The sequence below is a fragment of the Methanoregula sp. genome, assembly GCF_049510175.1.
Classification (GTDB): Archaea; Halobacteriota; Methanomicrobia; order Methanomicrobiales; family Methanospirillaceae; genus Methanoregula.
Genome location: NZ_JBEKZF010000002.1, coordinates 333,848 through 347,419, shown reverse-complemented (window position 1 = coordinate 347,419; position 13,572 = coordinate 333,848). Strand labels below are relative to the sequence as shown.

11 protein-coding genes are annotated in these 13,572 nt (G+C 55.9%); 7 read left to right on the top strand and 4 right to left on the bottom strand.

Going from position 1 to position 13,572, the window contains the following annotated elements; genetic code table 11:
- Positions 1-7 precede the first annotated feature (7 nt).
- The 6 genes from carA to ABSG49_RS04770 all read left to right on the top strand — a co-directional run bounded on the left by carA (position 8) and on the right by ABSG49_RS04770 (position 8,162).
- Positions 8-1,063, top strand: a complete 1,056-nt coding sequence (gene carA / locus ABSG49_RS04795; protein WP_424024966.1) for a glutamine-hydrolyzing carbamoyl-phosphate synthase small subunit — start codon at positions 8-10, stop codon at positions 1,061-1,063.
- Positions 1,064-4,225, top strand: coding sequence for a carbamoyl-phosphate synthase large subunit (gene carB, locus ABSG49_RS04790; protein WP_424024965.1), 3,162 nt, complete (start codon positions 1,064-1,066; stop codon positions 4,223-4,225).
- A 147-nt stretch (positions 4,226-4,372) separates the two neighbouring features.
- Positions 4,373-4,870 (top strand): cupredoxin domain-containing protein, encoded by a 498-nt coding sequence (locus ABSG49_RS04785; protein WP_424024964.1) that lies wholly within the window; start codon positions 4,373-4,375, stop codon positions 4,868-4,870.
- Positions 4,871-5,036: 166 nt separating this feature from the next.
- Positions 5,037-6,245 (top strand): argininosuccinate synthase, encoded by a 1,209-nt coding sequence (locus ABSG49_RS04780; protein ID WP_424024963.1) that lies wholly within the window; start codon positions 5,037-5,039, stop codon positions 6,243-6,245.
- 165 nt (positions 6,246-6,410) lie between these two features.
- Positions 6,411-7,910, top strand: a complete 1,500-nt coding sequence (locus tag ABSG49_RS04775; RefSeq protein WP_424024962.1) for a methanogenesis marker 14 protein — start codon at positions 6,411-6,413, stop codon at positions 7,908-7,910.
- A gap of 15 nt (positions 7,911-7,925) precedes the next feature.
- A complete protein-coding gene (locus ABSG49_RS04770; protein WP_424024961.1) occupies positions 7,926-8,162 on the top strand; it encodes a hypothetical protein in 237 nt (78 codons plus the stop codon).
- A gap of 347 nt (positions 8,163-8,509) precedes the next feature.
- On the opposite strand, the gene argF is transcribed toward ABSG49_RS04770, so the two are convergent.
- Genes argF through ABSG49_RS04750 form a run of 4 tightly spaced genes read right to left on the bottom strand, consistent with a single transcriptional unit; the run spans position 8,510 to position 11,750 of the window.
- A complete protein-coding gene (argF, locus tag ABSG49_RS04765; protein ID WP_424024960.1) occupies positions 8,510-9,421 on the bottom strand; it encodes an ornithine carbamoyltransferase in 912 nt (303 codons plus the stop codon).
- Complete coding sequence (purD, locus tag ABSG49_RS04760) at positions 9,418-10,704, bottom strand: phosphoribosylamine--glycine ligase (protein WP_424024959.1); 1,287 nt, start codon at positions 10,702-10,704, stop codon at positions 9,418-9,420. The genes argF and purD overlap by 4 nt, the downstream gene beginning before the upstream one ends.
- Before the next feature lie 36 nt (positions 10,705-10,740).
- A complete protein-coding gene (gene pyrE, locus ABSG49_RS04755) occupies positions 10,741-11,256 on the bottom strand; it encodes an orotate phosphoribosyltransferase (RefSeq protein ID WP_424024958.1) in 516 nt (171 codons plus the stop codon).
- Positions 11,250-11,750 carry a CDP-2,3-bis-(O-geranylgeranyl)-sn-glycerol synthase gene (locus ABSG49_RS04750; RefSeq protein WP_424024957.1) on the bottom strand — a complete coding sequence of 167 codons (501 nt, stop codon included), beginning with the start codon at positions 11,748-11,750 and terminating at the stop codon, positions 11,250-11,252. Before ABSG49_RS04750 ends, pyrE begins: the two co-directional genes overlap by 7 nt.
- 143 nt (positions 11,751-11,893) lie before the next feature.
- Here ABSG49_RS04750 and tes point away from each other — a divergent pair, with 143 nt between their 5' ends.
- A complete protein-coding gene (tes, locus tag ABSG49_RS04745) occupies positions 11,894-13,360 on the top strand; it encodes a tetraether lipid synthase Tes (RefSeq protein ID WP_424024956.1) in 1,467 nt (488 codons plus the stop codon).
- The last annotated feature ends 212 nt before the right edge of the window (positions 13,361-13,572 follow it).

Below are 13,572 nucleotides of genomic sequence, written 5' to 3'. Positions count from 1 at the left end.
GGAAATCATGAAGGCTGTGCTGGGTCTCGAGGACGGACAATACGTCGTGGGAGAGGGTTTTGGGGTCGAGGGGGAGACCGCCGGTGAACTGGTGTTCAATACCCAGATGACCGGTTACATGGAGTCCCTCACCGACCCGAGTTATTTCGGCCAGATCCTGATGTTCACGTTTCCGCAGATTGGCAACTATGGTGTCGACCGGCAGAATTTCCAGAACGAAAAGGTCTGCGCACTCGGATGCATCACCAAAGAGATCTGCGAAAAACCCGCTGCACAGCCTTCTATCAGATCCTTTTTTGAGGAGAACAACCTTCTTGGCATGGCCGGTGCCGATACCCGTGCCCTGACCATCAAGACCCGGGTCCACGGCACGATGCGGGCAGCCTTGGTCACCGGCAGCGATGACGGAGACCATGCCGTGACACTCGCACGCAGGACGCCGACGATCTGCGATATTGTGCCCATCCCGGAAGTCTCCTGTAAACAGCCGTACCGCGTGCAGGGAAGCGGAAAACGGATCGCTGTCATCGATCTCGGGATAAAGAAGAACATGCTCATCAGCCTCTCAAAACGCGGGGCAGATCTCCATGTCTTCCCGTATAATGTCACGGCGGACAAGGTACTGGCCTGCAAACCCGATGCGCTGTTTGTCAGCAACGGCCCGGGAGACCCCAAGCAGGCGACCGATGCAATACGATGCATCAGGGAACTGCTCGGACACCTGCCGATCTTCGGGATCTGCATGGGCAACCAGGTAGCAGCGCTTGCACTGGGGGGCGATACCTACAAGCTCAAGTTCGGGCACCGGGGTGCAAACCAGCCGGTGCGCTTCAGGGACGGCAGGATCTTCATCACGACCCAGAACCACGGGTTTGCAGTCGATGCGGATTCGCTCCCGAAAGGCTCGAAGGTGACCTATACGAATGTCAACGACGGCACGGTGGAGGGGTTCGAGAACGAGGACCTGTGCCTCACGACCGTCCAGTTCCATCCCGAAGCACATGGGGGGCCGAGGGATACGGAAGCGCATTTCTTTGACTCGCTGTTCCGGAGGATTGCCTGAATGCCGCGGAGGACTGACATCAAAAAAGTCCTGTTGATCGGATCAGGGCCCATCCAGATCGGGCAGGCAGCGGAGTTTGACTTCTCAGGGTCGCAGGCCTGCAGGGCACTCCGTGAAGAGGGGATAAAAGTTGTCCTGGTCAACTCCAACCCGGCAACCATCATGACGGACCCGGAGATGGCGGACGAGATCTATATCGAACCCCTCCGGGCGAACATCATTGCCAAGATCATCGAGAAGGAAAAGCCGGACGGGATCCTCTCCGGCATGGGCGGCCAGACCGCCCTGAACCTTACTGCCGAACTTGCCGAGATGGGAGCACTTAAAGGAGTGGAGATCCTGGGCACACCGCTTGAGGCAATTTACAAGGGAGAGGACCGGCAGAAATTCCGCGACCTCATGAGAGAGATCGGGGAGCCCGTGCCAAAGAGCGTAATCCTCAATTCCCTGACCCAGGTCGACGAGGCGATCAAGGAGATCGGTCTCCCTGCGATCGTCCGTCCTGCCTATACCCTTGGCGGTGCGGGTGGTGGCATTGGCAAGACGCGGGAAGAGCTGATCAGGATTATCGAACTCGGACTCTCCCGCTCCCGCATCCACCAGGTACTGATCGAAGAGAGCGTCATGGGCTGGAAGGAGATCGAGTTTGAGGTCATGCGGGATGCAGCGGATACCTGCATCATCGTCTGCGGCATGGAGAACGTCGACCCGATGGGCATCCATACCGGGGAGAGCGTTGTCGTTGCCCCGATCCTCACCCTCCGTGACGACGAGTACCAGATGATGCGCAGTGCGGCGATCCGCATTATCCGGGCGCTCGACGTCCAGGGGGGCTGCAATGTCCAGTTCGCGTTCTGGGACGGGGACTACCGCGTCATCGAAGTGAACCCCCGCGTTTCCCGCTCCTCTGCCCTCGCCTCCAAGGCAACCGGGTATCCCATCGCCCGGGTGGCGGCCAAGATTGCCATCGGCCTGCGCCTCGATGAGATCACCAACACGGTAACCGGCTGTACTCCCGCATCGTTCGAACCAACGATTGATTACATCGTGGTCAAGGTCCCCCGCTGGCCATTTGACAAGTTCAAGGGAGCCGACCGGACCCTCACGACCTCCATGAAGAGCACCGGGGAAGTTATGGCGATCGGCAGAACCCTTGAAGAAGCCTTTATGAAGGCAAAACGGTCGCTTGACACCGATGTCCGGACCCACACGAGCCCGAGCGAGGTCCGCATGATCCTCTCCCGTCCCACCGACGAGCGGTTCCACTGCCTGTTCGATGCCTTCCGGCTGGATTTCACCCTCGACGAGATTACCCAGCTCACTTCAATCACCCCGTTCTTCCTGGAAAAGATCAAAAATATCGTCGAACTTGAAAAACACCTCGCACAGCAGTGCGATGCTGCCGATATCCTTGCCGCCAAAAAATACGGGTTCTCCACTGCTGAGATCGCGAAGATTACGGGTAAACCCTTCGAAGAGATCGAGACCATTGCCGGCCTGCCATCCTACAAAATGGTGGACACCTGCGCCGCAGAGTTCCCGGCAAGCACCCCATACTTCTACTCGACACGGGAGGCGGTCTGCGAGATCATCCCGAGCACCACCCAGAAAGTCCTCATTCTCGGGTCAGGCCCAATACGCATCGGGCAGGGAATCGAGTTCGATTACTGCACGGTCCACGCGGTCCAGGCCCTGCGCGACGAAGGTGTGGAAGTACACATCGTCAACAACAACCCGGAAACCGTGTCGACAGACTTCGATACATCGGACCGGCTGTTTTTTGAGCCCATGCAGCTCGAGGACGTGACAAACATCCTCAGGAAAGACCATTATTTTGGCGTGATGGTCCAGTTCGGTGGGCAGAATGCCGTGAACCTGGCAGTTCCGATTGAGACTGAGATAAAACGGCTCGGCCTGAAGACCCGGATCCTTGGGACAAGCCCTGATGCGATGGATATCGCGGAGGATCGCGACCGGTTCAGCATCCTCCTCACGAAACTCAATATTCCCTGCCCGCCAAACAGCTCGGCCTATTCGGAGGCGGAGGCAAAGGCAAAGGCGGCACACATCGGCTACCCGGTTCTTGTCCGGCCGTCCTATGTCCTGGGAGGACGGGCGATGGAGATCGTCCACGATGAAAACGAACTCGAGACCTACATGAAAGAAGCAGTCCGGGTCAGTCGGAACCACCCGGTGCTGATCGACTCCTACCTCCAGAACGCCGTCGAGCTTGACGTGGACGCAGTCTGCGATGGCGAGGAGGTGCTTATTGGCGGCATCATGGAGCACATCGAGCAGGCCGGCATCCACTCGGGCGATTCCGCCTGCGTTATCCCGACCCAGTCGCTGTCACCTGCGGTCGTAGATACGGTCCGGGAATATACAAGGAAGCTCGCCCTCGGGCTCGGGGTTGTCGGCCTCGTCAACCTCCAGATGGCCGTCAAGGACAACGTGGTCTATATCCTTGAGGCTAACCCCCGTGCAAGCCGCACAGTGCCGTTCGTGTCAAAGGCAACCGGGATTCCCATTGCCAAGATCGCTGCGAAAGTCATGGTCGGAAAGAAACTGCGCGATCTCGGGTTCAAGGAGCGCGAGATCAAACATGTTGCGGTAAAAGAGGTGCTGCTTCCCTTCAACAAGCTCGCTGGCGTGGATACGGTCCTTGGCCCAGAGATGAAGAGCACCGGCGAAGTCATGGGTATCGATTACGATTTCGGGCTCGCGTTCTACAAGGCCTGCATCTCGGCTGACAACGAGCTGCCGCTCAAGGGGAATATCTTCATTTCCGTGAACATGGAGCAGAAAGACGAGGCCATACCGATTGCACGCAAGTTGCGCGATCTCGGCCTCACTCTCTACGGAACGGAGGGGACCGTGGACTACCTGCATGATGCGGGTGTGGAGGCAAACCTCGTGCGGAAGGTCCAGGAAGGGTCCCCCAATGTGCTTGATATGATGCGGCACGGGGAGATCCGGCTTATTATCAACACTCCCCAGGACAAGCAGTCCCGCCAGGACCACTACCAGATCATGCGTGCGGCAGTGGACTTCCAGATCCCCTATATTACGACCCTTCAGGCAGCGCGGGCTGCTGCACTTGCCATTGATGCCATCAAGCGCGAGAAAGTGACCCTTGAGCCAATCAGCCATTATCTGAAGTAATTGCGGAGTTATTGACAATATCTCTCATTTTTTGGGTTTTCTCCGGTTTTATTTTTGATTCCGCAGTTTATTGACCAGTAATGGATCTTTAGTAAATACACAAAAGAATTGAATATGCTTATATACCGAAATAACAAAAAAAGATGCATGAAGAAATTACTTGTTGTTCTTGCGATCCTGTTTATCGGGATTCTGCTTGCGGGATGCTCATCCCAACAGGCAGCACCTGTGGCCACACCAACGCCAACCGCAGCTCCAGCTATAAATGCAACAGAGGTCCCAACCACGGTCCCGACCACCGCAGTTGTCGTTGTGGTCAACAAGACCGCCAACGCAACACCGACCGCAACGCCGACACCGGTACCTACCTACACGATCACATTCACTCAGGACCTGACCATTGTCCCGGATGCAACAGCATACGTAAAGGCCGGAACGAAGGTTATCTGGGCGAACACCGATCCGTACAAGCCCCACAGCATCCAGGCAAACAATGTCCAGACCAGTGCATACTTTGGCGGTATGAACCCCGTCGTGGTACCGTATGGAAAGACCTATGAAGCAACCTTTGACAAAGTCGGGGTGTACGATTACACAACAGGACCCTACCAGCCACAGACAGAAGGAAAGATCGTAGTCCAGTAAAAACACGATACCGGGTTCAGGAACCAACACCTGAACAACTTTTTTAGTTCTTTACCTTCTTCTTCATAATCCTTGTCAGGAGTCGGGTTATCCATGAGTCTGCCCCCTGAACATATATGCAGTTAATGCCAATAATTACAGCATTATTACCAGAATGGAGTGAATCATGGGAAAAGGCACCATTGTTCTTGCATATTCCGGCGGGCTTGACACCTCGATCTGCATCCCGCTCCTAAAGGAACGTTACGATTATGACCGAGTCGTCACGGTGGCGGTGAATGTCGGCCAGCGCGATGAGGAGATAGAGGTCGCAACAAAAAAAGGCAAAAAATTTGCAGACCGCCATTATACCATCGACGCCCGTGAAAAATTTGTTGCTGAACACCTGTTCCCCGCGATCCGGGCAAATGGTTCCTACGAAGGATATCCCATGGGTACCTCTCTTGCCCGTCCCCTTATTGCTGAAGAAGTCGTAAAAATTGCACATAAGGAAGGGGCGACTGCGATAGGACACGGGTGTACCGGTAAAGGAAACGACCAGCTCCGGTTTGATGTTATCATCCGTAGTGCCGGCCTTGATGTCGTCGCTCCGATTCGCGAACTTAACCTCACCCGTGACTGGGAGATCGATTATGCAAAACAGCATAATATCCCGGTGCCGGTCAGGAAGGAGAAGCCCTGGAGCATGGACGAGAACTGCTGGAGCAGGAGCATCGAAGGCGGGAGGCTCGAGGACCCCGCATACCACCCGCCGGAAGAGATCTACCTCTGGACCATCTCACCGGAGAAAGCGCCGGCGAAACCGGAGCAGATCACCCTGACATTCAGGGAGGGTATTCCCGTTGCGCTGAATAAAAAGAAGTACGCAGGGTACGACCTGATCCAGAAACTGAATGTGCTCGCCGGAAAGCACGGGATCGGGCGCAATGACATGATCGAGGACCGTATCCTCGGGCTCAAGGCCCGCGAGAATTACGAACACCCCGCCGCGACTGTCATCCTTGCCGCCCACCGTGACCTTGAAAGCATCACCCTCACCCGGCAGGAACTTGTGTTCAAGCGGATGGTGGACGACAAATGGTCCGAGCTCGCCTACAAGGGCCTGATCTACGAACCGCTCTATGCAGCCCTGAATGCATTCATCGACACCACCCAGAAACGGGTGAACGGTACCGTGGACCTCGAACTGTACAAAGGTAGTGTACGGGTGCTGGGCAGGACGTCTCCTGATGCAATCTATTCCGATGACCTTGTCTCTTTCGACAGTGCATCCATCGACCAGTGCCATGCGATCGGTGTCTCACAGTACTTCGGGATACAGGCCCGCATGGTAAAGCAGATGCAGAAAAAGAAGATGCAGAAAAAGAAAAAATAATCCCTCCTTTTCTGCCCTATCTCCACGTGGGGGTTTATGCCGGCAATCGTGATGGAGGCCGGCCATCCTTTTTGATTATGTCACCCGTGATGATCGTTTCTTCTCTTGAGAGCCGCCTGTACAAAATAGAAAATTATATTGAGTGACAGACAAGATTCGGAGTATATGTGCGCCAGTTTTTTTTCCCGCTTTACAAAACCCAGACCGCATATTGTGGAGAGCCCGCCACCCCCCTCCATCACCCATGGCGCAGGCATGAATATCCCTGAATATAAAAACAAACCCTATTTTATCGTTGGATCCGTGGAGATGGGCAATACAACGACAAAGTGCATCCTTACCGGTGTGAACCTCGAGACCGGGATGTCCTATGTCATCAATAAAACCGTCAGCATGAGCCGGGACATACGCCCCCCGAAACCGGGTGAGACAATTTTTGGCGCAACGCTTGACGGGACCGAGCTGACCCGTGAGGCAGTAACGGAGCTTGTGCGGGATACCCTGATCAAATGCCATAAGGACGCCCACCTGAGTATTAAAGACGAACTGGATTTTGTTGTCCGCAGTACCGGCGTCGTTGCCGAGATGGAGTCCCCGGACCAGGTGGGAGACTTTGTGATTGCCCTCGCAAACGGGTGCCTCATTGCCGGGGTGCCGCCCCGTAAAATGACGCCCCCGATGTCAAAGGAGAACCAGTCCCAGAAACTCCAGCCGTTCAGCTTTGCAGACAAGGTGGTATTTGTCGGCGCTGTTGCGGGCGTGATCCCCCCGCTCGGCTCGACCGGCGTCGAGATGGTGGCAAACGAGATGGAGGGTGAGCTTGCGATGGCGGGGATCAAGGAAGGGGCGAAATGGACCCCGGTCGATTTCCGCAATCCCTGTGTCACGATCGATTTTGGCACAACGCTTGACGGGCGGATAACAAGCGATGTACCTCGGGATGCAATTAATCCCTTCGCAAAAACTGTTGGAAACTTCTGCGGTCTTGCCGGTGCTATTCCGGATGCCATTGTGCGGGGGACCGGCCTTGTCCATGAGCGGACGGGCACTGCGCTCGATATCTTTGGTGAACAGAGTATCTCTGGCGGACTGTTCAGTAAGGGTAACCGGAAGGTTGTGGACGAGTACCTAAGACGCTGCAATGAGTATATCGACATCCGCATCGTTCCACCCGAACGGAACCGGTTCGGGCGTGTACCCGTCAATGCCCGGATCGCAAAGGAATCGGGTGTCGCGATGATCGGTTGCGACTGCGGGGAGAACAGCAGCGAGCTTCCCAAACTTGTTGAGATCGGTGCTGAGATTCACAAAAACTATTCGATGTCGACCCTGAACGAAGTGGTCGACCGGGTCTGCACCCGCATGGCGCTGCGCCTGATCGATGTTGCCGTCGAAGAGGGGCTTGTCCTGAAAAATTCATCGATCGGTTTTACCGGCAGGGCGGCCATCTCCGGGCGAAAACCGGAATTAATCCTCGAGGGAATTACCGAGCGGAACCTCTTCGACGACCCCGTCGACCACGTTGTCTTTGTCGATGACGGGCTCGCACGTGGCGCGGCACTCATGGGACGCTGCATGAACTCGCTGGGAAAGCCCAAAAACCCGATCGGCGGCGTCCGCGGGGGCCCATGTATTATGAGCCGGCGGATCAAGATAGGTAAATGAAACTGGTGAAAGAACATGGCAGAAAACGAACAGCTGTACGATATACTCATCCCTCCCGGCGTACCCCAGAAACTTATTGTTGATATATCGAAAAAATTTGACGTTAAAGTTGTCGAGCGCATGGAAAAACTCAAGTTCGCCAATATGGAGGGCGACGAGCGGGAACTGCTTGCGTTCCGGGGAAAACTGGACGTAGTCCGGAACGTTGAGAAATACATGCTCGAACAGCTGAAAGTATTCATTGACAAATAATAAGATTTTGTATTTTTTTATTGCATTTTTAATGTTGTAGAAACTTTATAACGTGGTTATATTTTCAGCAATAACGAGTGTGACCCCCACTCTCCCCCAGAGGGGGGAGGCATCCCGAGGGGAGCGCTCCTTGACCCCCTTTTCCGCAGGAAGTCTTTTCACCCCTCTGAAGGACCACGTAATATTGGGGATTTCCGGCAACGGATCGGTAACTGAAAGTTGGAAACCTCCCTGCCCCGCCGTGCCTCGAAGTTCTCACGAACTTCTCGATTTCGTGGTTCCGATGAACCACTCAATCCCCGGAGAGGCCCTGAGGCGGGGAGCCCTCGCATCATTCACAGCACGTTTTATTTTTTCAGCAACCTGACGAGGAGCGCCTTCTGGGCGTGGAGACGGTTCTCTGCCTCGTCCCATACGAGGCTCTGGCCACCCTCCATCACTTCATTCGAGATCTCTTCACCGCGGTGAGCCGGCAGGCAGTGCAGGACGCGGGCATCCGGAGACGCATGCTTCATGAGCGGCGCATCGACCGTATAGTTCCTGAAGATCTTCATGCGCTCTTCTTTTTCACCTTCATCACCCATCGAGATCCACGTATCCGTAACAATGACCTGCGCATCCTTCACTGCTTTTTCCGGCTCCCGTACAAGGGTCACGTTCCCACCGAGGGAGTGCGCCTTCGCAACGATATCCTCTGCCGGCTCGTAGCCCTTGGGTGTCGAGACCGTGACATCCAGGCCGGTGAGGACGGTTGAGAGGATCAGGGAATTGCATACATTGTTCCCGTCGCCGACCCAGGCGACCTTGAGGCTTTCGGTTGACCCGAAATTCTCCTGAATGGTCATAATATCAGCAAGGAGCTGGCAGGGATGTTCGAGATCGGAAAGCCCGTTGATCACGGGGATTGTCGCATACTTTGCATACTCCTCGATCGTGCTGTGCTTGTAGGCCCGGATCATCATCCCCGACACATACCGGGATGCTGCCCGTGCGGTGTCGCGGATCTCCTCGCCCCTCCGGATCTGCATGTCGCGGGCGTTCAGGAAGAGGGCATGTCCCCCCAGCTCGTTCATCCCGACCTCGAACGAGATGTGCGTCCGGGTAGATGATTTCTCGAAGATCATGGCAAGGGTCTTGCCGGCAAGCAGCGGGTGAGTGGTCCCCTCCTTCTTCTGTCGCTTGAGCTGGTGCGCTTCTGAGAGCAGCTGTTTGAGCTCGAGCTCGTTGATATCAAGAATGGAAATAAAATCCTTTTTCATCGCAGCTCCTTCATATGGGCAATACGCCGTTCCAGTAACTCCTTTGTCCCGATATCCCTGCGGTGGCGCACCCGCCCTTTGACCCCGGATGCTGCCAGTTCGGCGGCCCGTTCCGCGTGCTCCAGTGTCTCACCGACGCCGACAAAGGCAAGAGTCCGCGAAGTCTGGGTGACGAGCCCACCGTCGTTCTTCTCGACATTCGCATAGTAGAGGAGTGCATCGCTGTGGGGACCGACCGTTATTACATCACCTGCATGGGGTGACGCGGGATACCCTTCCGGGACCAGGTACTTGCAGACCGTGGCCTGCGTATCAAAGGACACGTGAGATGGCAGGAGTGTGCCTTCGGTAATATGGTGCACGATCTCTGTCAGGTCCGAGGTCAGCAGGGTGAGGACGTTCATTGCCTCAGGGTCCCCGAACCGGGCATTGAACTCGATCACCTTGGGGCCCTGTGCCGTATTCATGAACTGGCCGTAGAGTATTCCCTTGTAGGGCTGACCGGTCCTTTCCATGGCAGCCACCACGGCCTTCATGATCTCAATTGCTTTCCGGTAATCGGATGAGGTCACGAACGGGAGCATGTGATCCGGCATTGAATACGAACCCATCCCCCCGGTGTTCAGCCCGATGTCTCCCTCGAATGCCCGCTTGTGGTCCTGCACGAGCGGCATGGGGATGAGATGAGTGCCGTCAACGAAAGCCTGGAGGGTGAACTCCTCTCCGATGAGGCGCTCCTCGAGCACGGCCTCCCCGTGTAAGGATTTGACATACTCGATCGCCCCGTTCCGGTCCACCTGCTCGCCCATGATCCGGACACCCTTCCCCCCGGTGAGCCCGATCGGCTTGACGACAAGGTCGCCTTCATAATTTTTTATGAAATCCAGGGCTTCGGGAGCGGAATGGAAGACCCGGTACTTCGGGCATCCCTCAATGGCGTGACGCTCCATCATGTCCCGGCAGAATGCCTTGTCCGTCTCGATCCGGGCTGCCGATTTCACCGGCCCGACACAGGGTATGCCAACTGCCTCAAGAGCATCCACGATCCCTGCTTCGAGCGGGGACTCCGGACCGATGAATGCAGAATCCACACCGTTCTCCCGGGCAAATGAAACGATCCGGGGGATCTCAGTCTCTTTTAAGAGCAGCACGTTTTCAGCGATACCATCTATACCGGGATTGCGTTTTGCCATGACGGAGATGATCGTCGTCGTTTTGTTGCGGGCAAGGGCTGCGGCTATCGCATGCTCTCTCCCACCCCCGCCCACAACAAGAATCTTCATAGTACCATCCTAGTGTACGCTGTGAATAAAAATTCCTTACTCTTTTAAGAGTTCGTGTAACCTGACGAGCGGGATGAGCCGGACGCCGTGAGTCGCCAGCATCGCTTCCGCCCCCTGCTCCCGGTCGACAACGGTGACGACCCGGTCCACCCGGGCACCGGCAGCACGGAGGGCATTGATCCCGTAGAGGGCCGAACCACCGGACGTGGTCACGTCCTCGACCAGCAGGACCTCCCGGCCCTTCACATCCCCGATGATTACATCCTTCTTGCCGTGGCCCTTTTCCGAGGCGCGTATGACCGCGTAGGGCTTTTTCTTCGCGAGGGATGTGGCGACGCACAGCGGGACCCCTCCCACGGCAATACCGGCAACCACATCGAATGCGTGGGATGATGCAATGGCGTCTGCAACCGCCGACAGGAGTGCCGGGCGGGTTACCGCTGTTTTCACATCGATATAGTACGGGCTTTTCGCACCGGATGCAAGGGTGAAATCCCCGAATTCGATGGCCCCGTACCGGATGAGCATCTCTGCAAGGGTATTCTTTACCATGGTACCTCCTTGACTTTCAACAGATAACCGATGATATTCACGGCACGGTGGAGCAGGGGCGTGAGAATCAAGATACAGATGAACGCCGGGAGCGTGACCTCGGAGAAGAGCCACGCCGGATCGAAGACCAGCAGGAGCACGAATGCACCCGCAACAAGATCGTACTGGTCTGCCACCGGCCACTTCGCTCCCCGTTCCCTGCCGAACCTGCGCTTGAAGAAACTCTTCAGGAGATCCCCAAGGAGTGCACCGACCGCAAGGAGCATGACCGATAAGACGGTCTGCCGGGGGAGGCTGCCCAGACCGTATGCACCGGCAGCCCAGATCTGGACCAGGCCGATCGCAATACCGGCAAGGATGCCGGCAATGAGTCCCCGGTATGTCTTCCCATCGCCAAAAACCCGGCGTCCGTCGGGGCAGCTCCTCCCGAGATCCACCGGGATCCCTCCGCCAAACAGCGCTGCGACGGGGTTGGGAAGGTATGCCGGGAGCATGATCCAGAGGGCCGAAAGCAATGGTATTAGGAAGAACTCAACACTAATAATGTAGCACTCCAATACCTGTAATAAAGATCAGACAGAAACATTAAGGTTACTAAAACGGGAATCAATCGACAACATCCATCGGGTGGACGTTAATGCTGATAAAAAAGACACGGAGTCTTTGCCCCACATGTAATTCCGTCGTGGAAGCGGAGATCGTTGAAGAAGAGGGAAAGATCTGGCTGAAGCGGACGTGCCCGGCACACGGGAGTTCCCGGCACCTCTACTGGTCAGATGCCCGTATGTATCACCGGTTCCAGGAATACGATGCAGTAGGAAACGGTATTGCGAACCCGCAGAATACAGCACCTCCGGAGAGTTGTCCGACGGCATGTGGTCTCTGCAACAATCACCACTCCATGACGCTGCTTGCCAATATCGATCTCACCAACCGCTGCAACCTTGACTGCGACTTCTGTTTTGCCAATGCCCGGGCGTGCGGGTTCGTATACGAACCCAGTTTTGACGAGGTTGTCCGGATGCTCCAGCTGCTGCGGGACGAGAAGCCTGTTCCCTGCCCTGCAGTCCAGTTCTCCGGCGGAGAGCCGACAATGCGCGAAGACCTTGCGGATATCATCCGGAAAGCCAAGGCGATGGGTTTCCCGCAGGTCCAGATCGCGTCGAACGGCGTCAAGCTGGCGAAGGACCCGGAGCTCGCCCGACAACTCAAGGATGCGGGACTCAGCACCGTTTACCTCCATTTCGACGGGGTCAGTCCGGAAACAAACCCGTACCTGAAGATCCACATTCAGGCGCTAGAAAACCTCAAAAATGTCGGTCTCGGCACGGTTCTCGTACCGACCGTGATCCGCGGGAGGAACGACAAGGAACTGGGAGACATTATCCGGTTTGCCGTCGCTAATATCGCCGTTGTCCGGGGTATCAACTTCCAGCCGGTTGCATTCACCGGTGCGGCAAGCGACGAAGACCTCCAGAAGTCCCGTATTACTATTCCCGATGTCCTTGCGGAAATAGAGGAGCAGATGGGAGGCGTCCTTAAGAAAGACGATTTCTATCCGGTACCGTGCGTCCTTCCGTTCTCGGACCTGGTCGAGGCATACACCGGCCGCCCGCAGGTCAGGTTCACTGCCCACCAGCATTGCGGGGCAGCGACCTACATCTTTGCCCGTGAGGACGGGATTGTCCCGGTCAACAGGATGGTAGATGTCGACAGTTTCTTCGAGTCGATCGAACAGATGGCCGAGACCCTGAAGAAGGGCGGTACCATCAACAAGTACAAGGCACTGCTCGAAGGCGTGAAGAACATGCACAACTCCGTCAGCAAAGGCGAGCAGGCTGCGACAACGGAGTTCTGGAAACTGATCAGCAAGGGCTTGATCGGCCAGAACTTCGATGCCCTCCGGGAGTTCCACTGGAACGCCCTTTTCATCGGCACCATGCACTTCATGGATAAGTACAATTACGATCTCGAGCGCGTCCAGCGGTGCTGCATCCACTATGCGACTCCCGACGGGAAACTGATCCCCTTCTGCACCTACAACAGCGGGCCGGTGTACCGCGAGCAGGTCTGGAAGAAATTTGCGAAGAAACCGGAAGAGTGACGGTTCCCGAATTTTATCATTTTTTTAGAAATTGTTATTGTGATAGCCTACGCGCAAAACGCCTCGAAGATTTCACCTTCTCGAATCAGTCCTCGCTGATGCGATGACTGATACTCAGCGGGTTTTGCGCTGCTCATTACCTGCATCCAGAAATGAACCGTCGTTGAACCGCCGCGGGGAAGCAGTTATCGCCACAGCGATGACTGAATGGA